18 protein-coding genes and 3 pseudogenes are annotated in these 22,613 nt (G+C 39.2%); 10 read left to right on the top strand and 11 right to left on the bottom strand.

Annotation, left to right across the window (positions count from 1 at the left end):
• The first annotated feature begins 70 nt into the window (after window positions 1–70).
• Entirely contained in the window at window positions 71–271 is a 201-nt protein-coding gene (locus ArsFIN_RS22490; protein WP_026823782.1) for a hypothetical protein, read from the top strand.
• Between the two features lie 397 nt (window positions 272–668).
• Entirely contained in the window at window positions 669–1,274 is a 606-nt protein-coding gene (gene sseD, locus ArsFIN_RS22495; RefSeq protein WP_167876759.1) for a type III secretion system translocon protein SseD, read from the top strand.
• A gap of 119 nt (window positions 1,275–1,393) precedes the next feature.
• Here the strand turns inward: sseD and ArsFIN_RS22500 are convergent.
• Window positions 1,394–2,593: pseudogene (locus ArsFIN_RS22500) on the bottom strand (IS91 family transposase).
• A gap of 81 nt (window positions 2,594–2,674) precedes the next feature.
• Between ArsFIN_RS22500 and ArsFIN_RS22505 the strand changes: the two are divergent.
• The 4 genes and pseudogenes from ArsFIN_RS22505 to ArsFIN_RS22520 all read left to right on the top strand — a co-directional run bounded on the left by ArsFIN_RS22505 (window position 2,675) and on the right by ArsFIN_RS22520 (window position 9,152).
• Entirely contained in the window at window positions 2,675–6,970 is a 4,296-nt protein-coding gene (locus ArsFIN_RS22505; RefSeq protein WP_026823636.1) for an AAA family ATPase, read from the top strand.
• Window positions 6,971–7,128: 158 nt separating this feature from the next.
• Complete coding sequence (locus ArsFIN_RS22510; protein WP_026823637.1) at window positions 7,129–7,572, top strand: PTS sugar transporter subunit IIA; 444 nt, start codon at window positions 7,129–7,131, stop codon at window positions 7,570–7,572.
• 28 nt (window positions 7,573–7,600) lie between these two features.
• A complete protein-coding gene (locus tag ArsFIN_RS22515; RefSeq protein ID WP_026823638.1) occupies window positions 7,601–7,888 on the top strand; it encodes a PTS sugar transporter subunit IIB in 288 nt (95 codons plus the stop codon).
• Between the two features lie 8 nt (window positions 7,889–7,896).
• Window positions 7,897–9,152 (top strand): annotated as a pseudogene (locus tag ArsFIN_RS22520) (PTS ascorbate transporter subunit IIC).
• Window positions 9,153–9,235: 83 nt separating this feature from the next.
• Here the strand turns inward: ArsFIN_RS22520 and recD2 are convergent.
• The 3 genes from recD2 to ArsFIN_RS22535 are packed head-to-tail and all read right to left on the bottom strand — an operon-like array spanning window position 9,236 to window position 12,402.
• Entirely contained in the window at window positions 9,236–11,428 is a 2,193-nt protein-coding gene (gene recD2, locus ArsFIN_RS22525; RefSeq protein WP_026823639.1) for an SF1B family DNA helicase RecD2, read from the bottom strand.
• 31 nt (window positions 11,429–11,459) lie between these two features.
• The gene (locus ArsFIN_RS22530; RefSeq protein WP_026823640.1) at window positions 11,460–11,957 is read right to left on the bottom strand and encodes a TIGR00645 family protein; all 498 of its coding nucleotides are present in this window, start codon (window positions 11,955–11,957) and stop codon (window positions 11,460–11,462) included.
• 49 nt (window positions 11,958–12,006) lie between these two features.
• Window positions 12,007–12,402, bottom strand: coding sequence for a hypothetical protein (locus ArsFIN_RS22535; protein ID WP_026823641.1), 396 nt, complete (start codon window positions 12,400–12,402; stop codon window positions 12,007–12,009).
• Window positions 12,403–12,891: 489 nt separating this feature from the next.
• Between ArsFIN_RS22535 and ArsFIN_RS22540 the strand changes: the two genes are divergently transcribed.
• A complete protein-coding gene (locus ArsFIN_RS22540) occupies window positions 12,892–13,380 on the top strand; it encodes a lytic transglycosylase domain-containing protein (protein WP_135678755.1) in 489 nt (162 codons plus the stop codon).
• A complete protein-coding gene (locus ArsFIN_RS22545; protein ID WP_026823642.1) occupies window positions 13,349–13,630 on the top strand; it encodes a hypothetical protein in 282 nt (93 codons plus the stop codon). Before ArsFIN_RS22540 ends, ArsFIN_RS22545 begins: the two co-directional genes overlap by 32 nt.
• Before the next feature lie 39 nt (window positions 13,631–13,669).
• On the opposite strand, the pseudogene ArsFIN_RS22550 reads toward ArsFIN_RS22545, so the two are convergent.
• A pseudogene (locus ArsFIN_RS22550) lies at window positions 13,670–14,101 on the bottom strand (DNA methyltransferase); the annotation flags it as partial.
• A gap of 63 nt (window positions 14,102–14,164) precedes the next feature.
• Between ArsFIN_RS22550 and ArsFIN_RS22555 the strand changes: the two are divergent.
• A protein-coding gene (locus ArsFIN_RS22555) for an IS3 family transposase (protein ID WP_135677411.1) occupies window positions 14,165–15,324 on the top strand; the annotation gives its coding sequence in 2 pieces (ribosomal slippage) (window positions 14,165–14,444 and window positions 14,444–15,324; 1,161 coding nt in all).
• Between the two features lie 365 nt (window positions 15,325–15,689).
• On the opposite strand, the gene ArsFIN_RS22560 is transcribed toward ArsFIN_RS22555, so the two are convergent.
• From ArsFIN_RS22560 to ArsFIN_RS22585, 6 genes are all read right to left on the bottom strand, one after another.
• Entirely contained in the window at window positions 15,690–16,232 is a 543-nt protein-coding gene (locus tag ArsFIN_RS22560) for a plasmid partitioning/stability family protein (protein WP_026824292.1), read from the bottom strand.
• A 12-nt stretch (window positions 16,233–16,244) separates the two neighbouring features.
• Window positions 16,245–17,219, bottom strand: coding sequence for a plasmid segregation protein ParM domain-containing protein (gene parM, locus ArsFIN_RS22565; RefSeq protein ID WP_026824293.1), 975 nt, complete (start codon window positions 17,217–17,219; stop codon window positions 16,245–16,247).
• Between the two features lie 488 nt (window positions 17,220–17,707).
• Window positions 17,708–17,896: a hypothetical protein gene (locus tag ArsFIN_RS22570; protein WP_135678757.1), complete on the bottom strand. Its 189-nt coding sequence runs from the start codon at window positions 17,894–17,896 to the stop codon at window positions 17,708–17,710.
• Window positions 17,893–18,441 (bottom strand): ProQ/FINO family protein, encoded by a 549-nt coding sequence (locus ArsFIN_RS22575; RefSeq protein WP_026824295.1) that lies wholly within the window; start codon window positions 18,439–18,441, stop codon window positions 17,893–17,895. The genes ArsFIN_RS22570 and ArsFIN_RS22575 overlap by 4 nt, the downstream gene beginning before the upstream one ends.
• A 3-nt stretch (window positions 18,442–18,444) precedes the next feature.
• A complete protein-coding gene (locus ArsFIN_RS22580) occupies window positions 18,445–19,422 on the bottom strand; it encodes an Rpn family recombination-promoting nuclease/putative transposase (RefSeq protein ID WP_135678759.1) in 978 nt (325 codons plus the stop codon).
• A gap of 32 nt (window positions 19,423–19,454) precedes the next feature.
• The gene (locus ArsFIN_RS22585; protein WP_167876760.1) at window positions 19,455–19,790 is read right to left on the bottom strand and encodes a hypothetical protein; all 336 of its coding nucleotides are present in this window, start codon (window positions 19,788–19,790) and stop codon (window positions 19,455–19,457) included.
• A 231-nt stretch (window positions 19,791–20,021) separates the two neighbouring features.
• Here ArsFIN_RS22585 and ArsFIN_RS22590 point away from each other — a divergent pair, with 231 nt between their 5' ends.
• The gene (locus ArsFIN_RS22590) at window positions 20,022–22,613 is read left to right on the top strand and encodes a type I restriction-modification system subunit M (protein ID WP_135678763.1); all 2,592 of its coding nucleotides are present in this window, start codon (window positions 20,022–20,024) and stop codon (window positions 22,611–22,613) included.

The raw sequence follows: 22,613 nt of genomic DNA on the forward strand, positions 1-22,613 counted from the left end.
AGTAAATTTGTAAACATGAAAAATAGTAAACATGTCGACATAATATAAAGACTAAAAAATAGGAGAAAAAATGAGCAGAAAACAAATTGCTTTCACAGAAGCAACACACATGAAAATCGAAAGAGCGGCATTAGATGTATCAATAAAAACAGGAAAAATAGTCAAATGGACTGATGTGGTACATTTTATGGTAGAAAAATACCTAGAAGAGGCAAAAAAAGATATGGTTCATAATGCGATAGATAAAAGAGAAAAAAAACAACCAAAATAAAAGTTATTATCGACATCAAAATTGAGTAAAAGTATAAAAAGCATACCAAAACTAAAATGTGCAAATGTTAAAAAAATGAATTAATAAAGAAAAAATTAAGTAAAATAATGCCAAATTGGCACAAGAGTACATAATTTTAGTACATAATTAAAGAGTCATGCACTCTTAATTACGTAACATTTAATTAACAAATGACTAATGTAAATGGAAATTGCATTTACAGAAAATAACCCTGACTTCATCGGTTATACCCTATTTAATTTATACTAAACAATTCCGGTATTTAACTGATTGATCGCTTTTGAATATTAGAAGATAAAGAAGTTTAAGTTAACCAAGTACAAGCAAAATTATCATATATTTTGTTTCAATATTTCTCATGAAAAGGAAAATAATAATGGATAATATTCAATCAACCTTACACGATACAAATTCAATAACTCAATATAATACATCGTCATACAGTGATGGTATGGAAAGCATTTCTCAAATCAACGAACTGATGATGATGCTAACTGAAATGCTAAAAAAACTCCGTAACACCTTGCAAGAATTTAACCAGAAACAGCAAGAACTAGGATGGAATATCCAAGTTGCCTCAATGGATAAAAAACGTGAAGGAATAGATAACGCAAATTCTGCAGCAAAATGGTCAGTATGGGGACAAATAGCTGCAGGAGTAGTTGGTCTGGCAGGAATCGGAGCGGGTAAATATTTGGGCTCAGCTCAAATTGGAGGACAAATTGGAAATAGTTTAGGTCAAAGCACTCAAGGTATTACACAAATACAATCGGCTAACGACACAAAATTAGTAGAACTAGATAAATTGACAGGAGAACTTCAAACAACCAATGCGCAAAATTACGCAAAAAATACTAATGATTTAGCAGACAAAATTCGGCAAGTTTCTGAACAAATGAGAGCTTTTACGAAAGATTTAGTTGAACTCCACAGTCGAATAAGTTCATGGTTAGGAATCTCAATCAATACAGTAAGGCATTAATAGAGGTGTTTTGAACTCAATATTTCTATTAAATTCTGACAGTTTTCTCGTTGATTAACCATGAGAACAGTAATTCGGTTAAATTATCATCTAAAAGCCTAATAATAGGCACACTACTCCTAGGCTGCGGTTTGTAACCATCGTTTTTTGACCATTTTATCCCGCCTTTCTGACAGTAAAGTGACGGCGTGTATTCCTTTTTCCGCACTCATAAACCGCAATCGGTTTCCACATAAAATACATTGGTACGGGTCAGTATTTAAAAAACCTTTGATAAGGGCCCCAAACCCAGGTTTTTCAGGCACATTAGGAGATATCATGTCTAACGCCTCATACACCTTCGGTAATAAGCACCCGCGTTTGCGATTGGCTAAAAAACCGTAATAACGGATCATCTTAAAATGTCGCGCAGGGATATGACTGACATAACGCCGTATCATTTCTTCTTGGGATAAGGTCTGTCGTCTGTATTGTTGGCTGTGGTGGTCATAGTAATGATGAACCACGGTGCCGCCGCTGTAGTGTTTCAATTGAGAAGCGGAGATAGGGGGACGTTTAAGATAACGGCCCAGATATTTCACATTATGCCAGGCCCCGCGTGTCTTTTTGGCAAAATGTACTTTCCAATAACGTTGAAACTGGGCATTGAGGTAACGGCACTAGGTCTGATAATTGCGAATGTGCCCGAAGCCAGGTAATTTATTGGGTTGTAACTGAAAATAGTTATCCCTAAGGAGTCGAATGACCGCACTGCGCCAGACCTTTTCAACGTCTTTCTTTTTAAAGAAAATCGGTTTCCAGGTGTCATATTGAGTGAATCCCCCACGCGTGACGGATAAATGAATATGCGGATGTTGATTGAGTTGGCGACCGTAAGTATGCAGCGCACAAAAAATGCCAATTTCGAGGCCTTGGCGCTTGGCGTGTTTGAGCATGGCGCGGGTTGCACAGCGAAAGAGTTGGTTGAGCAAGCACCAGTTATTGTTAAAAAAAGGCCAAAGCAGGTGAGGCATAGTGAGGGTAATATGTTGCCATTCGCAATCCGGCAAAATATGGCGCTGCTGGGCAATCCACTGTTCGGTGCCTTTGAGGCCACACGCACTGCAGGCTTTGGATTTACAGGTTTGACAAAAGAAGCGTGAATGAGAGCATTCAGGTGAAGAACAGCAATAACGGCGAACGCCCATAGCGCAGGTGCTGCAGGCGAGCATCTTTTCGACAGAGAGTAGTTGCCATTCATCCACGTGATTATTTTCGATGAAAAGGTTCCATCCGTCATCGTATTGAAATAGCAGTTTTGCAGGTCTGGGGATGTACATAGAGCAGAGTATAAAAGACGAGAAGGGAATTGCCTAGAAATAGAGCGCCTTTGCCGCGATGCTCACGCCAAAGGCGTGCTTATGTTCTTGAAAGAGGAATTAACCGGACAGGGCTATCAGTTTGTTGCAGCCGGTCAAAACGGCCAATCGGAAATAAAAGGCGTACCCACCGATATTTTCTCCAGTCGTCGCAAGGAAATCATTGCAGCGGTTGGGGAAAAGGCAACCGCAAAACAAAAAATGGTAGCCACTTTAGACACCCGCCAGAAAAAAGATTTCTCCAATATTGAAACCGTCCGTCAGGAATGGAAACAAAAGTTACAAGCCACCGGATTTGATAAAAATGCCATCATTAAACCGGTGATACATGAAAAAATCGACCGTCAGCAACACATCACGCTGCAACAAGCCGTTAAAAATGCTATTCAGTCACTGGAAATTCATCACCATAGATTCACCTATGACAAACTCTTAACGCAGGTGATTAATCAGATACCTTATGAATCGGGCATGATAAACCGCTTAAGAGCAGAAATCGGAAAGTTTTTGGATAAGGGCGATTTAATTCCCGTTAATAGAGAAGGTACTGCCTTTACAACCGCCCATCAGTTAAAAGCAGAAAACGCCGTAGCACAGCTAATAACTGGCTTAAACGCCAAAGAAAGTGGATTAAACTCAACACAAACCAACCCATTGATAACCAGTCTGGTAAAAAATAATGCAGCGGTAAATTTTGTCAATGTAAAAGGCGACGCAAATCACCATCTTAGCACGCTTTCCCAGATTCAGACGCTGGCGAAGGAAAATCGACAGCGCCATATTATTGTCGTGCCAAATGTGACAACCAAAAAAAATTTGGTTGCCGAGCTTAAAAATGACATGAATGTAATGACCTTAAAAGACATCGAACAGAATGAAAAGATAGGGCTGGATAAGATGAAAGCCCTGCTGCAAACCGTAAACCACCACGGAGCCACCGCGATTATTTTTGATAGTGGCGTGGGGTCACAGACAGGATTGACGAAAGAGATTGCCAGTAACCTCACTATCCCAACAATTAACTGTCATCAGGTTAATACCAGCAAACAGCTTTATTTTGTCGAAAAAGTGGACAAAAGAGACAGAGCACCGCTCGCGGCAAACTATTATTCTCGGTTACACGCCACCAACAAGGAGGCTATCATTCAGACAGCGAGTAATAAACTGAATGCCGAAATAACGCATAAAGTTCGTAACACATTAATAGAAAAAGGATTGTTGCCATCGGAATCTGTCACCATCTCAACGCGAAAATCGGTGTTTCTCGATGCCTCAAACAGTAACAACCGCAATACCTATCAGGTCGGCAATCAATTAGAAAAAATAAACGGCGAGCAGAAGAAAACCTTTTTAATTAAGGACATCGACAAAAAGACCAACACCCTTGTTTTATTAAATAGTGATGGCTGTTATACGCAACTCCCTATCAATAAAATATCAAATCACTATCAGCTGTATAAGACCGAAACCCTAGAACTGCGGATGGGCGATAAAGTAAAATCAGAGGGGCGATTTGGTGACAATATTCCTGCTGGCAAAGCTTTTACCGTTAGCCAGATAAGAAAAGGAAATTTTTTGTTTCGGGATAAAGTCATCCTTGAAGATAATAACGGCAAGACCTTTTCCTTTTCACCGAAAACCGAAGTCCCATTAGCGTACCATTATTGCGAATCGTTAGGAAAGAGCTTATCAAAAACCAAAACGGTGATTGCTATCACCAATGACCGAGAACTCAACGATAGCAAGATTAATCAGATTAAGCGCAGTGGGAAAACAGTTATTGCCATCACCGGACACGATAAAGCCACCATTGATAAAAAAATGGCCTTTAACGATGTAAAAATGGAAACCATCAGTGCAGAAAAAATCGACTTTTATAAGGTAATAAATACCCAGACCGCAAAACAAAATCCGCAATCTGATATACAAAAAGCCATCGAGATTGCTATCGATAAAGTAACCGGTTCAAAGGTCTTTTTTAATGGTGCAGCAGCCATCACAAAAGCGGTTCAGTTATTACCTCATACACCCATTGAACAGATTGCCGCTCAGTTTGAAAAACAGTTAAAACAAGGCGATTTTATCGCTATTGATGGCAGTTTTAACACACTGATGGGGAATTTTATTGAAAAATCAACCTTTGAGAGAGAATCACTCATACTTAAACAGATTTTAAAAGGTAAAAATACCCAGTTACCCCTGATTAAACAAAATTTGCCTATTGATACCACTGGACTCACACAAGGACAACAAAAAGCCGCAGAGAAAGTCTTGCGTTCCTCTGACCAGATTATCGCCATTCAGGGTTATGCGGGAGTGGGGAAAACCACCCAGTTTAAAACCGTGGCAAAATCCCTCAAACAGAATCGACCCGACATCACGCTAATGGGACTCGCACCCACCCACAAAGCAGTGGTAGAACTTAAAGAAGCCGGTATTCCATCACAAACCATTGCCAGTTTTCTGAATGAAAATAATACCGAAACCAACTTTAAAAATACCCTGTTTATCATTGATGAAAGCTCAATGATAGGCAATAAAACTTATGCTAATTTACTAAAAACCATTACTGAAAAATCAGGGCGTATTGTACTGTCAGGCGACCGGCAACAACTTAAGTCTTTTGAAAGTGGCGTACCATTTAAAGTAACGCTAGAGCGCAGTGCCGCAGACACCGTAGTGATGCGGGAAATTGTTCGACAAAATCCGGAATTAAAACCGGCAATCGAAGCGGTAATAGCGGGCAACATCAAACAATCGCTAGCCGTCATTAACAGCGTACCGCCAGATACCATTACGCGGATAAAAAGTAGCGATACCCCCACCCATTCAGTGGTTGACCTTAAAGGGAAAACGCAGGAGAAAAAAATAACCACAATTGTAAAAGATTTCACTAGTAGAACAAAAGACGCACAGGATAATACCCTGATTGTCACGCCATTAAACCGTGACCGAGCCGCGATTAATGAAGCGATTCACCAAACACTTTATCCGGATGACAAGCAAAGCCTGACTATCCCCACCTTGCAACGCATTAATCACGCTGCCGCTGACCTCAAAACCGTGGATTTTTGGCAAATAAACACCGGAAACATTGCTAAAATCAATCAAACCTATTATCACATTAACGAAACGTCATCAGATGGCACCCTTTCACTTTATCAGTCCGACAATCAGCAGGAGCATTATCTGTCAGTTATGACCCTTAATCCGGATACCGTTACACTGTATCAAGCGAATACGATAACCGTCAGTCCAGGTGAAAAAATCAGGCTAACCGTTACCGATAAAGAACGCATGGCGGCAAATAATGAGATAGGGATAGTGAAAAAAATTGAAGGCGATACCTTGTTACTTGATTTTAATGGCAAGACATTAACCTATCAACCCAATCAAGAGATGAGCGACCGGCATCTTGATTATACCTATGCCGTTACCGCTTATGCTTCACAAGGTGCATCCGTGCCTTATGTGATTGTGTATGATGGGGCGAGTGACAACAAAGCGAAACTGGCCGCGCTGGATAATACCTATGTCGAATTCTCACGTAGTAAAGCCCATGTTCAGGTTTATCTGGACGATGCCGAAAAATGGATAAAGCACATTGAAACCCATAGCGGTGAGCGCTTTTCAGCTCATGATTTTATCAAACGTCAGGATGACCAACGCGCAGTGAGTGAAAAAACCTTGTGGGAACAGAGTAAAGTTATCACCCAAACCGCATTAGCGAAAAAAGTAGACACCATAATCGCAGAGGCAGGAAGATTAAGCACACTCAATAAACCCCCTGAAATATTATTGCCGGTTGTTAATGAAAATGGTATTCACCGCGGCAACTACCATTTGCCGGTGGGGATTTATACGGGCAATATTGATTTTGAAAGAGCCCGCTATCAGGGTGCTAAAGAGGGTAAGTACATTATCCTCCAGAAGGGCGATGAAAGTGTCGAACCCAAAACCTATCAGACTAATCAGTTACCAGGCGTACTACAACAAAAAGAAACTGATACTACCATCGTAGTAGAAATTACGCAGGAAAAAGAGAAATTTAACGAATTGGCAACTACAGTAGAAGAAAGTCTTTCCATTGATATGGACAAAGCGTTAAACCTTGACATCAATGATACATTACTTAAAGATGAAGAGAGCAAATTACCTGAGAATGTTGATGCTGAAAGATTGATGAATGCCGATGAATTTTCCTTGCCAACCGAAGACAATCTATCGATAGATGAGGTAGACTCCGATAAAGAATCTAAACGATTAGATAACGATGAAGTCAATATTTTGCATCATGAAGAAAAACAAAAAATTAAAGAAAAAGAGTACGGTGATTAACTCATTGCGTTAATGTGTAGTAGCTAAAAGCTGATTTGACAGATATTGTATAAATGATCGATAGTTAACTAATAATACAGTCCTTTGCTCGCATAATATTGAGGTTACTAAAACCTAATTTCTAAACAAATGAAGTCTGCATCTTCGGGAGAAAAGAGATGCTAAAAACATTATTAACCTCTGATGTTGTTCAAGTGCTCCAAAATACAAAAGATTGGGGTGATGCAGTAATCAAATCCTGTCAGCCATTAATTGATAATGGTTCAATTGAACCCCAATACGTGGAAGCAATTATTCAATCTCACAAATCTATTGGGCCATATTATGTTGTAGGACCTGGCATCGCTATGCCTCATGCCAGACCGGAAGATGGCGTAAATAAACTTTCTTTAGGACTAACTGTAATCAAAAATGGGGTTAATTTCGATGTAAATGAAAATGATCCCATCAAATTACTTTTTGTTCTTGCAGCAACAGACAGCAATAGTCATATTGACGCTATCGCTCAACTTTCAGAGCTTTTTGATAATCAACATGACGTAGAGAAGTTAATGAATGCAGATAATATAGAGGATATTTTATCTGTCATCAGCAAATACTAACTAATAGACTAAAAATAAGGATAGTATGATGAAAATCACCGTAGTTTGTGGAAATGGCTTAGGTACTAGTCTGATGATGGAAATGAGCATTAAAACGATCCTGAAAGACCTTGGCATCGAAGCTAATGTTGATCATGTTGATTTAGGATCAGCAAAAGGAACTCAAAGCGATATTTTTGTCGGTACGGCTGATATTGCAGAACAATTGGTTGCACAAGATGTGAATGGAAAAATTGTCTCGTTAAACAATATGATAGATAAAACTGCAATGAAAGAACGTATATCAGCTGCATTGATTGAACTAGGGGTGCTGTAGGGGGCAATATGACATTTTTTCGTTTCCTGATGCAAGATGTGTTATCTGAACCAGCTATTCTGGTCGGTTCTATCGCATTAATTGGATTAATCATACAAAAAAAACCGTCACTGAATGTATTAAAGGTACCGTAAAAACCATTATGGGGTTTGTTATTCTGGGTGCTGGGGCAGGGTTAGTTGTTAATTCATTAGGTTATTTTTCAGCAATATTCCAACTTGCATTTAATATTCATGGCGTTGTACCGAATAATGAAGCCATTGTTTCTATCGCACAAAAATCTTTTGGTAAAGAAATGGCGATGATCATGTTTTTCTCTATGGTTATTAATATTTTCATTGCTCGTTTTACGCCTTGGAAATTTATTTTCTTAACGGGTCACCATACCTTATTCATGTCAATGATGGTTGCGGTTATTCTGGCGACGGCTGGTTTTGAAGGGTCTATGTTGGTGATGATTGGTTCCTTAGTAGTCGGTTTTTGTATGGTGTTCTTCCCTGCCATCGCTTATTCATATGTGAAAAAAATCACAGGATCCGATGATGTTGCTATTGGTCACTTTTCAACTATTTCTTATGTATTAGCGGGTTTTATTGGTAGTAAATTTGGGAATAAAGCCCATTCTACAGAAGAAATGAATGTACCTAAAAGTCTACTATTTTTACGCGATACACCCGTTGCCATATCTTTTACTATGGCCATTATTTTTCTTATTACCTGTTTATTTGCCGGAGATGAACAGGTCAGAGAAATAAGCGAAGGGAAAAGTGGATTTATGTTATCACTAATGCAATCTATTACGTTCGCTGCCGGGGTTTATATTATTCTACAAGGTGTTCGTATGCTGATAGCTGAAATTGTGCCAGCATTTAAAGGGATCTCAGATAAACTAGTACCAAATGCAAAACCTGCATTAGACTGTCCGGTTGTTTTCCCTTATGCGCCAAACGCTGTTCTTATTGGATTCTTAAGTAGTTTCACAGCAGGTGTTATTGGTATGTTCATCTTGTATACACTTAATATGACTGTGATTATTCCAGGGGTCGTTCCTCATTTTTTTGTTGGCGCAGCAGCGGGAGTATTCGGGAATGCAACTGGTGGACGTCGAGGGGCTATTTTAGGCGCTTTTGCTCAAGGTTTATTAATTACCTTCCTGCCTGTATTCTTATTACCTATACTTGGAAATGTTGGTATTGCCAACACAACATTTAGTGATGCTGATTTTAGTGCTGTTGGAATATTATTAGGAATAATTGTCAGATAATCCAGCATCCCTCTATATCGGCGGCATTTTTTCTAAATGAGGGGTAATACGATTTTATTAAAGAATCTTCTTTGAAAACAGTACTATGATTCATTGAACGCGATTTTTAACCGTGCTAATAACCATGTTTTTCGTTTAATCGAGTTCTGTTTGTTGATAGCGAGACTAAGTGCTTTCTTTTGTCCAATGATAACCACCATTTTTTTACCTCTGGTGACCCCGGTATAAATCAAATTCCGTTCAAGCATAAGATAGTTCTGCATGGCTATCGGAATCACAACACAAGGATATTCAGAGCCCTGGCTCTTATGAATGGTTGTTGCATAAGCTAAGGATATCTCATCAAGCTCATTAAAATCATACCGGATTGTTCTGCCATCAAAATCGATGATCATTTCCGATTCAACCGTATCAATTAACGTAATAATTCCGATATCACCATTAAAAACATCTTTATCATAATTATTCACTAATTGAATAACTTTATCACCCAAAGAAAGCGTCCGGCCATAACGTGTCACCTTCGAGGAAATGTCATTATTATTAAGCTGAGATTGTAACATGTCATTAATACTATGCGTACCAATTCCGCCCCTATTCATTGCAGTTAATACTTGGATATCCCTGACAGGATCAAATCCAAACCGCATCGGTAATCGATGTAAGATAATATTTAGAAGTTTATTTTTGATATCTTCAATATCTTCAGAATGAATAAAGAAAAAATCACTTTCCTCACCTTTTTTTACAATTTCAGGGAAACGTCCCATATTAATAGCATGAGCACTGGTGATAATCTTAGAACAAGCTGATTGCCGGAATATTTCGGTTAATCGACTAACAGGGATTTGCTGACTGTGAATAACATCAGATAAGACATTCCCTGGTCCTACCGATGGTAGCTGATCGATATCCCCCACCAACAGCAACGCTGAATGGTCAGGTAATGCCCGTAACAATTTATTCATCAATACAATGTCAATCATTGAGGATTCGTCAACAACCAGTAATTCAGTATCAATAGGGTTATCAGCATTGTGTTTAAAATCAAATTGTGAGGGATCAAAATCCAGAAGACGATGAATCGTAGTGGCATTTTCTCTGGTTGATTCACTCAATCGTTTAGCAGCCCGTCCAGTTGGCGCACAAAGCGTCGGTTTTATTCCTTTAGTTTTTATAATATCTAGGATACTGTTAATCACTGTAGTCTTACCAACGCCAGGCCCGCCTGTTATGACACTCACCTTGCTGTTTAAGGTTTTTTCGATAGCGGTCTTTTGCGAGTCGGATAGCATTATCTTATTTTTTTTCTCAACCCAAGGAATGGTTTTTTCAAGGGCGATATTATCCCAAGGAAGTTTTCCAGAAATCAAGCGCTTTAAATGACCCGCAACGCCTTGTTCAGCAAAAGCCAATGACGACAGAAATACCCAGATTTCATTTTCAACTGATTGTAAAACCAGCCGGCGTTCTGTTAATTCAATCTCAATGGCCTGGCGTATAATGTCTTCATGAATATTCAGTAGGCGATGGGTTTTATTAATTAATGCTTCTTGTTCTTCTGCACAATGTCCCTGATTAGACAATTCCTGTAAAACATGCCGGATACCGGCTTGAGCACGGATCAGAGATTGTGTATCAACGCCTAGGTTTTGTGCGATTTGATCTGCTGTTTTAAACCCAATACCATAGATATCAATCGAGAGTTGATAAGGATTCTCGCGTACTTTAGAAATTGCCGATTCACCGTAGGTTTTATATATACGAACGGCTCTTGAAGTTCCGACCCCATGAGATTGTAAGAAAACCATAATTTCCCTGATTACTTTTTGTTCTGCCCAGGCAGAACTAATCTTTTGCTGGCGTTTTTTTCCAATGCCTTCAACTTCAAGTAATTTATCAGGGTGGTGTTCAATAATATCAAAAACATCGGCACCAAAGGACTTGATAAGTTGTTTGGCAAAAACGGGGCCTATCCCTTTGACCATCCCTGAACCTAAATATTTTTCCATGCCTTCCAGAGTGGTAGGAATAATAGTTTTTATATGATTGGTTTTAAATTGTAGACCATAATTAACGTCGTTAAGCCAGATACCCATACATTCAATATATTCCCCTGCAGTAATAGAAGCAGTATTACCCGTTACAGTAATTAAATCTTTATGTCCGGAAACCTTAGCTCTAATGACAAAAAAACCAGAAGCTTCACTATGAAAAGTGACGCGTTCAACAACACCTTCAAGGGATTGCGGTGATTGAAATTGACTATTTTGCATGAACTATCTCAAGGGGAATTGTAATTAAAAATTAGCCTTTAGAATTTTTACTCATTCTATCAATATAAGCCATACCAAATGCAGAGACAACAAAAGCTAAATGGATAATAACACACCACATTATTTTATTATCCGCCACTTTTTCTGCTTCCATAAAAAGTCGTAAAAGATGAACTGAAGAAATGGCGACAATCGATGAGGCCACTTTATTTTTAATGGAATTAACATCCATTTTTCCCATCCAACTTAATTTTTGATGTTTATCATCGATGGTCATTTTTAAAATAAAGTTTTCATAACCTGAAAACATAACCATAACTAAAAGCCCACCAACTAACGCAATATCAATCAGTGATAAAACTTTTAATATTAATCCAGATTCGGAAATAGTAAAAAGTTCTGGGATGACATCACTTATCTGCTGAAAAAATTTTAAAGTGAGTAAAATAAATCCAAATGACAACCCAATATAGACAGGAAATAATAACCATCTTGATGCATAGATGATTTTTTCAATAGATTTTTCCATTCTTTTACCCCTCCCTTATTTTAAATTTTTATCCAAATTATCAAAGATATTATTTCCGTTTAAAAAAATAACTCAGCTTATATTCTATCTCTTCCAGATACTTTTTATGATTTTCATCTGACATATATAATGAAGTTTTTTCTTGATTTTTCTTCGTTGCATAAAACAAAAGATTTTCCATAAATTCTATCTTTAAAACGGATTGAGCAATTAAAGCAAGTTTATCATCTAGCGTAATTTGTGGTTCTTCATTGTCTTTATTCGCCTTTCTTTTTTGCATAACAAGGCAACCAATTTTTAACATCTCCATCGCAATAACAGTGCGATTTGAAGTAGAATTAGGTTCACCATCGGTGCGTTTATCTTCAACGAATTCGTCTATTTGCTTCAGAATAGAATCAGGTATGGGTAAAGATAAGCGATATTTGTTTTTAACTTTTTCCATGAAAAAGAACCTTAATGATTATATAATGAATATTATTTTACATTAAAATACAATTTAATAAAGAATCTTTTAAGATTCTAATAAGAGTCTATATAGAATCTATCTTTTTAAATAAATTAATTATGCGGTAAAATCAGTATATTAATTAAAAAAACAAAAGAATCATTTAAGAATCTCAAGGGACTCTTATTAGAGTCTTTTAATATAATATTTATATAAAACATAAGGATGCTATAAAGATTCTTATTGGAATCTATATAGATTCTATATTTAATAAATAAAAATATATAATTCAATAAAAAAATAATATATTTCATATAATTAAAACAAAATATATATTTTGCGTGTGGTATGTAAGTTAGTGGTAGAAAAAGCGGATTGAGGGAGATAAAGTTGAAAATGATAATTGGAATATCTTTAAAAAATCTTTTTGCTTTATAGGGGCGACAATATGCCGAATTGTTCTGTTTTTGAATAAAGAGCGACGTGATGAAAATTAAAAATTTACTGTGGCTATTTTGTCTTGTTATCTCAAAATTATCGCTTGCCGATTGCTTTGATAAAGCAGGAAGTTATTATCAAATTGACCCCGATTATTTAAGAGCGATTGCCAGACAAGAATCAAACTTTAATCCCCAGGCAAAAAACAAAAATAAAGATGGCTCGTTTGATTTAGGGGTGATGCAAATTAATAGCAAAACCTTCAACGCCATTAAAAAAGAATATCCTACATTATCTGAAAATGACTTAATCAATCATCCTTGTTTAAATATTCATATTGGGGTAATGATTTTAAGTCGTAACTTTGCTACTTACGGTAAAAATTGGTTAGCCGTTGGTATGTATAACGCGGGAATGCGAAATACCAATACCTCAATTAAAAATCGTTTCCACTATGCCAGAAAAATTTATCGACATTATCAGAAAATAAAATCGGTAAAAATGAATGAGGATAAAATTTACGGGTCGTTGGAATAAACAAAGTCTTAAGAAGGCAATTTGTGAGGCGATTGAAGAATTGCAATTTTATGACATTGAATTTCTTTCAGGCGTTAATCTTTATTTTCATGGGGAAAATATTCATTTTGAGAAGATTGAAATTAAGAATAAAAATGATGATCCTGTTATGTTTATTTATGATAATAATATTCCGGTTATAAAACCACGCAAAAAGAAAAGAAGGAAAGCACCCGTTATCAGCCTTGCGGATTTTAAAAAAGATAAATAATAAAATAACTGGGCGGATAGACCGCCCTTTATTTTCTCTTTAAGCAACACGACGAGTACGCAAAGCAGCAATACGTTGTTGACCAATGGCATGATATTCAGCAAGAAGCTCAATACCAATATAACGCCGTCCGGAAAGCGCAGCAGCAATACAGGTAGAGCCAGAACCCGCAAACGGATCGAGTACAATTGCGTGAGGTTGCGTAAAAGATTCTATGAGTGGCTGTAAACTACTGACAGGCTTTTGAGTTGGATGATAAAGATTGCCTGTATATTGCCATGACTGTACGTCTCTCATTGGCTTGACGGGCATCACAGGACGGCCTTTCGCCAGCAGATAAGCATTTTCGTGGCTGTGCCCTAAAAAACCAGTTTTTGACGTATAACGTTTCTTGAAAACGAGATGACCAACAATACGGAAGCCGGATTTTTTCCACGCATCAACAAATTTTTCAACCCGATTCCAGCTGTAGTGGTCTAATAAAACTGTAGAGATTTATAGCTTATAATTAAGCAAAATCTTATAGGTATAAATATGACCCGAAAAGTAAAAGTAACCTTTAGCGGAAAGCAAAAACTGGAATATGCAAAACTCATGGTTGAAGGTGGATATAGCAATATCCAAGTTGAAAAAATATCCGGTGCGGGTAAATCTGCCGTATCACGATGGAAGCAACAATATCTTGCCGAGTTAAATGGGAATACGCCTGTAAAATCAAAAGCGTTAACACCCGAGCAACAGCGCATACAAGAATTAGAAGTTCAACTTAAGCGTGCTCAGAGGGATAATGACATATTAAAAAAAGCCGCGGCTTACTTCATCCTCGACAATCAAAACTCAAAATCGTGAAGCAACTGAAAATCATGTACCCCAATTTTACGGTCACTGAGTTATGCCATCTTTTTGAAGTAAGCAGCAGTAGTTTTTATTATGAAACGAAAATACCGACAGTTGAAAATGAAAGACTGTGTGGCGAAATCAAACGTATTTTTTATACATCGGGTCAAATTTATGGCAAAAGACGTATTCAAGCCGAGTTAAAGGGTTTAGGGCACCAAATTGGCACTTATAAAATATCGAACATCATGAAATTAAATCAATTAGTTGCAATTAGACCAACGAAAAAGCACTACTATCACTCATCGGGTAACGAACATCGATATGCCCCTAATTTGCTTAAACGACAATTTTCCCCTGAACAGCATAATCACTATTATGTCGGGGATATCACGTATATTAGACATCACTATGGGTGGAGCTATTTAGCCTGTGTGTTGGATTTAGCCACCAAAGAAATTATTGGTTATGCCTTATCAACAAAACCGGATTCGAAATTAGTGAAAGAAGCCTTAGATAACGCAATTGAACGGCAATTACCGGATACGACAAGTTTGATGTTCCATTCAGATCAAGGTTGCCAATATTCATCGGAGGAGTTTAGGGCGCACCTCTTTGAACGGAAAATAACTCAAAGCATGAGTCGGCGAGGTAATTGCCTCGATAATGCCGTGATGGAAAGATTTTTTAGGAGTTTAAAGACAGAAAGACTTAACCGTTTATCGTTTATGAATCATCAATCTGTTGTCTGTGAAGTTGAAAATTATATTCAGTTTTACAATTATTATCGACGCCATTCAACGATTGGTTATTTAACGCCACATCAAAAATATCATGAACTAAAAAATGCCGCTTAGATCTTCTACAGAATTTGTTGACCATTACAGAGGTGACCCCGTGTCACCGTTCCCTTACTGCCCGATGCCACGAAGCCATTGACCATTTGGGGTCAAGTGGAACGTGGAATACCGGAGCCACTTGTGGCGAGGATATGCCGCGAAAGCCACTTTAAGGCTTGCCGTCCCCTAAAAATGGGCGTATGGCAAGCTGGCATCGGGCAGTAAGGAAGTCCTTCAAATTTCAAATTAATACGATGGATAAATTTTATTTCCAAGCGGAATTCAATTTATTTAAGCGCTACGCTTTTTTTTCACTATGCTTCTAACATCCCGTAGGGAAACATAAGCGGAGCCGCCATTAGCGCGACATCCTTTTTATTCATTTAAATTTTATCTCCGCCAAACATTTTTTTTGCGTTGGACAGGGTTTCTGAGGCCGTTTTTTGCTCCGGTTTTTCTTCCTGTACGGGGAACGACGCGAATTCTGCACTTTCTTGCTCTACAGGGGCTAAGAGGGCGCGAACTTCGGCGTTATCCTCCGGCTGATTCGCCCGTTTCCGGTATTCATCTTCGGTGATAGCCATCCATGCCGTCCACGGGTTCCCCGCTGCCAGTTCATCCCTGACACGCTTCTGCCATGCCACGGCCTGTAATGCCGTGCCGTGGTTATCTGTAACCATTTCAGGCAGAACCAGAGACAAGGTATTTTTCAGCGTCTGTGCATCGTGTTTCCCGTCCAGCAATAATGCCAGTAATGCCGGAATCCGCTTATCCAGCGTGGACAGGGCAGCCCCAGCTACCAGACAGTCCCTGAAATAATCAGGGCGCTGGCGCAGAGGGACAGACTCAATCGCATCAATGACGGCTTTCTGGTGTGGTTCATCGGGGTACAGGTACAGCCAGAGTTTGCGGCGTTCTTCGCTCATTTTCTGTACTCCTTAACGATTAATTTCGGCAATGGAAGTGACAAGAGCAAGCTGTGCATCTGGCAAAATACTTACCTTCTCTTTCAGTAACGGGAAAGCGGCTTTGACCGCCGGATAGATCAGTTCTGCACCGCCACCAGTGAGGTAAATTCGGTTAACGCCTTTATAGGCTTGCAGGTGTTGAATGACCCGCTCGGATAAACGAGCAATGCTACTATCAATCACGCTGCATACTGTATCAATTTTGCTGGCATCGTTGACCACGGTTTCAAACAGTTCTCTGGTGTTCCGGTTTTTGACCAACTGATCGGCAATGTAATAACTAGTATGACTTCCGGCCTGTTTTAACGCATTCATCAAGGCGGTTGTGACCAGCGTAACGCCTAATCCGGGTTCGCCCGATACTTGTGACACGCTCCGGTAACGTCCGGCAATCGCGCCGCAGTCCAGCGTGGTTCCACCTAAATCGACAACAAGCGAGGTTTCCAGATCCCTAACGTTATCCGCTTCCAGCGAGGTCAACGCCGCAGGTAACGATTCCGGCAGGACGTGGACTTTTTTTATCGAAAATAGCTGTCCTTTATTCAAGGTAATATCTTTTTGCAAATTCGCAGACTTACGCTGAATGTTGTCGGTGTTTTCCTGCATGTCTGAGGTGAAGTATTCCGATACGGGCAGTGTTACCCACAACTCAACGTCCTGTGGCTCCAGTCCTGTCTGCAAAAGCGCATGGTGCACTGACAGTCGGTTTTCAACGCCATACTGATATTCAATATTGGTGGTCACAATCGCAGACGGATTGTGTGTGTCAAAAGCGTACTTTTCACCATCGGCAAGATAGTTATAGGTTTTATCACTACCAAAACCCGATGTGTTCCAGCCTTCTTTAAAGGAGTTATGGCTGACCAGCGTATGCCGTTCACCGTTATCATCGAACCATGCCAGTTTTACCGCAGTGGAACCATCATCACAAAATAGCTTTTTCACAGGATACCCTTATTGCATTAACCTTTAACTAATAACACCCATAATATACCTGAAGTGATTTATTTCAACCAATATTATACTTTTTATGGGTATTTTTAATTGTTAAACATAAATAAAAAAGCCTTAAATAGTATTTAATTTGTATTTTTACGGATCTTTATGGGTAGCGATTATTTTTTTGGGTTTTTATCGGGTTTTTATTTTTATAAAATATACCGTTATGGGTGTTTTTTTTATTTTTGGTGCACACCGCCAATAATCTCATTATATCGCTGTACGCAAAACCCGCTTACCGTTGTCAACGATCACCGAAAACTGATCCACTTTTTAGCTAAATACGATCAATCAAAATTGATCCACTCAATTCTCCTTATGGTTTTTATGCCGTAGGCATGGAAGTTACCGTCATAAGGAGTAAAAGCAATTGTACGACTAATCGGCTGATTTTTGAAAATCGCCTGTTGCAGTTTTGATATGGCGTAGAACCCCTATTTGATTTCGCCCACTCTTTGGAGGATTTTAAATGTGGCGGCTTTTTGTTTCGGTGAAATGTTATTCCATTGCCGATACGAAGTGATGACATTATTTAAAAAACGGACTTCCCAATTTGTTAGTGTCGGATATTTTTTCCACAAAGTGGCATTTTCAGCATGAGCAATTAATTCAGATTCTTTCATTTGTTTTTATTTCGCCGTGCTAAACGTTGCAGATTATCCTCAACATCGGCTTGGGTGACAATTCCTGATATCTGTCCGGATTTGTCATAACGATTAGCACCTAACTGGATAAGTGCACGATAATCAGCGTGATGACCAATACTGCCTAAACAGGCTCTTAAACGCCTTCTCGCTATCGGTAATGACTTTTCCTTCACTTCTTGCCACATATCCTGTTGGATACCAATTTTCATTGGGCGCAACCCGCTATCAGGAAAAAGATTAGGCCAAAACGTGGTTATCTGGGAAATCGCTTCCTCTAACGGCAATCGCTTTTTAGGCGGTGTCGGTGGTTTTGGTGTTTTAACCTTCACTGCCTGTTTAGATTTTTCAACCACCTTCTTGGGCTGCTGTTTTACTACTTTGGGAGGATGAGGCTTTTTTGCCTGTTTTTTTGGCGCAGCATTGACCAATACCTTTTTACCGTAAACAGGGGCACTTGAAGTCTGCTCTTCTTGTGAAGCTTTTCTTGGGCAATTGAGGGTTAATTTCTTGCGTTCTGTCATCGTTTAATCTTTAAACAGGTTAATCATTTCATCATCATTCAAGCCCGTAAATTTCATTACAGATTGCCTGTCCATGCCACTTTCGAGCATTTGGCGCGCTATCTTCATCGAAGCCTGTTTTTCACCCTTTTGCATCCCTTCTTGAATCCCTTCAAGTTTACCTTCTTGAACGCCTTCATTTTTTCCTAACTGGTAGCCTTCCTGACGACCTTCAATTTTACCTTCCTGTCTTAATGCTTGAGCAATAGTCATAAGTGCTCCTTCGTGTTTTTCTGATTGTTTGGCTATCTCAGTGATAAATTCCATTAGCTTTTTGGCGTTACCTTCTTGGATGAGATAGTTAAACATAGTGATAACCTGATTATCGGTATAATAATTATACGACAACAGCGTCACAATTTCATTCATAAGCTCCGTCATATCCCGTCTGCGAATGTGCTTTTGGAGTAACTCAAGTAATGCTATTCGCTTGTGCTGCATAATCTCACCGTCTTCAAGTGTGGTGACATCGGCTAACCTAAAGGGATTGGTGTAGATACTTTCTGCCAGTTTTCTGTCGTGAAAACAGTCTAACCAATTCGTACTATAGGGGTGAGGACTTTGTTCACCACAATAAAATAAAATGGGGAAAACGAGCGGTAATTGCCTGTGTCCGGCTTCTAGGTGCTTCTGCATGGCAGCAAGGCTATAACGCATCAATCGCCATGCCATGAGCTTATCCGGTGTAGACTGGTGCTCAATTAATAGGTAGATATAGCCTTTCCCCTGTCCGGTCTTGACAGAATAGAGAATGTCACTCTGGTAGTTTTTCATCTCGCTATCGACAAATGAGCCAGATTCCACTTTTAGGCTATCTAAGTCGCATAGTGCTTTAATCTCATCCGGTAGCCATATGTCAAAGAAATCTTTCGCTGTCTCTTTTTCACTTAGAAATTGTTTAAACACAGCATCGTGTGGGGTTGGGGTGAATTTTTTATTCATCTTTTAATATTCGCTTTTAACTTAGAAAAATATCAGTGAAGAGAGTTTGAAGGACAAGGTAAAAAGACCTTACCTTCCATTATCTCTTTGCTCACTTCCTCAAAATCATCAACATCAATTACATAGATTGTTGATGAATTCTTTGGCACAAAATAAAAATTAACGAGAGATAGCGAAAGCTCATTAGAATTAATGTAACTCACTTCTCCGACTTCCAGAAATGTTGATAATCCCTTATCAATGCAGTAATCGGCTGCTTCATCGTAAGTATCAAAAAATTGTGAAGAATGCTGATTCTTAATATCAAATACCAAAAACGGTTTAGCTACAAAAGCATTGTCTTTGCGTTTGATGTTTAACTTTTTCAAACTGCGGTTTTTACTCATCTCATATTTTCACTGTTTACATAACAAATTGCATCATAACAAACGAAAGCGCTATATTGAATGAGCAATCTTTTCACTATATGACATTAATTTTTTAACAATTGCTCCGGATTGACGATGATCTGACAGACCCTAGCAAGAAGCTTTTATCAAACGTACAATCAAACCCTAAAATAGCCTTTTCAAAAAGAATTGCTCTAAATAGGAATTATAGTGAATAAACAACAGCTTGCGAAAAAAATATGGGAATCTGCCAACCAGATGCGCTCTAAAATTGAAGCCAACGAATACAAAGACTACATACTCGGCTTTATCTTCTACAAGTATCTAAGCGACCAGTTGGTGCAGTTTGTCACCAGACAGGGAATGACGCCCGAAGACATCAAAGCGCTCAATGAAAAAGACGCTGACACCGTTAAATACGTACAAAGCAACTTGGGCTACTTTATTGCCTACGATAATCTGTTTTCTACATGGATTGATCCAACATCCGAATTTGATGAATCTAACGTGCGTGATGCGCTCTCGGCCTTTAGCCGTTTGATTTCGCCAACTTACAAAAAACTGTTTGAAGGCATTTTTACCACACTGGAAACAGGTTTAAGCAAACTGGGTGAAAGTGCCGGCAAACGCACCAAAGCCGTCAGCGACTTACTACACCTGATCAAAAGCATCCCCATGAATGGCAATCAAGGGTATGACGTACTGGGCTACATTTACGAATACCTGATTGAAAAATTTGCTGCCAATGCAGGTAAAAAAGCCGGTGAGTTTTACACGCCTCATGAAGTTTCGGTACTTATGTCGAACATCATCGCTCATGAGTTAAAAAACAAAGATACCATCAAAATTTACGACCCCACTTCCGGCTCTGGATCGTTGCTGATCAATATCGGTGAGGCATTCGAGAAATACGCGAAAAATAAAGACTGTATCACCTATTACGCTCAAGAGTTAAAAGCCAACACCTACAACCTAACCCGTATGAACCTCATCATGCGTGGTATTAAAGCTAGCAACATTAAAACCCGTAATGGCGACACATTAGAAGACGATTGGCCTTATTTTGATGACAGCGACCCGCAAGGCTCATACTACGCCTTGCATGTCGATGCCGTGGTGTCCAACCCCCCTTACTCACAAAACTGGGACCCCAGCTTTAAAGAAAGCGATCCACGCTATTCACGTTTTGGCCTGGCACCTAAAACCAAAGCCGATTTTGCTTTTTTGCTACACGATCTCTACCATCTAAAACCTGATGGCATTATGGCTATCGTACTACCTCATGGTGTTTTGTTCCGTGGCGGTGAAGAAGGTGAAATTCGCAAGCAACTCATTGAACAGAATCACATTGACACGATTATCGGTTTGCCAGCTAATATCTTTTTTGGTACTGGCATTCCCACGGTGATTTTGACACTCAAGCAAAAACGCCAAAACAACGATGTATTGGTGGTCGATGCCTCTAAACATTTTATAAAAGATAGCAAAAACAACAAACTGCAAGCCAGTGATATCAAGCGCATTACTGATGCGGTGATTAACCGCGAAAGTATCGACAAGTTCTCGCAACTGGTGAGCAAACAAACCCTGCGCGACAACGGTTACAACCTCAACATATCGCGCTATGTGGATTCCTTTGCGACAGCAGAAAGCTGGGATTTACACGCCACCATGCTCGGCGGTATTCCCAATAGCGAAATTGCCGAGCTACACAATTTTTGGCAAGCGTTTCCGCAATTGCACGGCGCTCTGTTTACACCAAAATCCGCCGCTTACAGTGAACTACACATTGACAAACAAGCTGTTAACACCTGTATTAGTGAGCACCCTCAAGTGCTAGCGTTTATCAGCGCCTATCACCATGCTTTTAATGGCCTTGATGACCTTCTAAACCGCCAGTTAATTCAAAATTGGGAAAACGTACCACGTAACCAGCAAGAGGAGGTATTAAGTACCGAGTTATTTACTCGCTTAGCTCCCATAGCCTTAATCGACAGATACCAAGCTTATCAATTTTTGAGTAACCAATGGCAAATTATCAGCGCTGATCTAGAAATGATGCAAACCGAAGAGTTTGCCGTCACCAAACAAGTTGACCCCAACATGGTTATTAAGAAGAAAAATGGCCAAGACATAGAAGTTCAGGAGGGTTGGAAAGGTCACATACTGCCGTTTGATTTAGTTCAACAAACCTATTTGAGTGATGACTTACAGGCATTGAAAGATCAAGAAACTCGCCTAGCGGAAATCGCCAACGAGTTGGAAGAAATTCTAGAATCACTAAGTGAAGAAGAAAAAGAACAAGATACGGTTAAAGAAAGCAAAGACGGCTTTGCTAATGTCGAAGTCGGTAAAGCTGCCAAAGTGTTCTTAAAAGAGCAAAAAGATCTTAAAGCTAAATTTGCCGAAGACAGCTATGAAGCAAAAGTCATTCGCGCGAACACATTAATTGATGAAGAAAAAGCCCTGAAAAAAACGATCAAAGATGCCACTACTGCCCTGCACTTAAAAACCAAAACCACCATTGAAGCCTTCAGTGATGAACAAGTGAATAATCTACTGCACTTGAAATGGATTACACCGCTGTGCAATGAACTTGCGGCGATGCCAAACACAGTAATTACCCAGCTCACCAGACAAGTGCAAGCCCTTGCCGAAAAATACGCCGTGACCTATTCGCAAGTGGCGAATGAAATAAAAACCACCGAGCAAGAACTGGCACAAATGATGAGTGAACTCACTGGCAACGAATTTGATATGCAGGGCTTAACCGAACTTACCAACTTATTGAAGGGTGAATAA

The organism is Arsenophonus nasoniae, from assembly GCF_004768525.1.
Classification (GTDB): Bacteria; Pseudomonadota; Gammaproteobacteria; order Enterobacterales; family Enterobacteriaceae; genus Arsenophonus; species Arsenophonus nasoniae.

Bases quoted from the DNA above. Each gene is read 5' to 3' on its own strand.
- ArsFIN_RS22580 (WP_135678759.1), bottom strand. From the start codon at position 19,422: ATGAATAAAAAATTCACCCCAACCCCACACGATGCTGTGTTTAAACAA.
- recD2 (WP_026823639.1), bottom strand. From the start codon at position 11,428: ATGCAAAATAGTCAATTTCAATCACCGCAATCCCTTGAAGGTGTTGTT.
- ArsFIN_RS22535 (WP_026823641.1), bottom strand. From the start codon at position 12,402: ATGGAAAAAGTTAAAAACAAATATCGCTTATCTTTACCCATACCTGAT.
- sseD (WP_167876759.1), top strand. From the start codon at position 669: ATGGATAATATTCAATCAACCTTACACGATACAAATTCAATAACTCAA.
- ArsFIN_RS22505 (WP_026823636.1), top strand. From the start codon at position 2,675: ATGTTCTTGAAAGAGGAATTAACCGGACAGGGCTATCAGTTTGTTGCA.
- ArsFIN_RS22490 (WP_026823782.1), top strand. From the start codon at position 71: ATGAGCAGAAAACAAATTGCTTTCACAGAAGCAACACACATGAAAATC.
- ArsFIN_RS22515 (WP_026823638.1), top strand. From the start codon at position 7,601: ATGAAAATCACCGTAGTTTGTGGAAATGGCTTAGGTACTAGTCTGATG.
- ArsFIN_RS22570 (WP_135678757.1), bottom strand. From the start codon at position 17,896: ATGAAAGAATCTGAATTAATTGCTCATGCTGAAAATGCCACTTTGTGG.
- ArsFIN_RS22575 (WP_026824295.1), bottom strand. From the start codon at position 18,441: ATGACAGAACGCAAGAAATTAACCCTCAATTGCCCAAGAAAAGCTTCA.
- ArsFIN_RS22540 (WP_135678755.1), top strand. From the start codon at position 12,892: ATGAAAATTAAAAATTTACTGTGGCTATTTTGTCTTGTTATCTCAAAA.
- ArsFIN_RS22560 (WP_026824292.1), bottom strand. From the start codon at position 16,232: ATGAGCGAAGAACGCCGCAAACTCTGGCTGTACCTGTACCCCGATGAA.
- ArsFIN_RS22530 (WP_026823640.1), bottom strand. From the start codon at position 11,957: ATGGAAAAATCTATTGAAAAAATCATCTATGCATCAAGATGGTTATTA.
- ArsFIN_RS22545 (WP_026823642.1), top strand. From the start codon at position 13,349: ATGAGGATAAAATTTACGGGTCGTTGGAATAAACAAAGTCTTAAGAAG.
- ArsFIN_RS22510 (WP_026823637.1), top strand. From the start codon at position 7,129: ATGCTAAAAACATTATTAACCTCTGATGTTGTTCAAGTGCTCCAAAAT.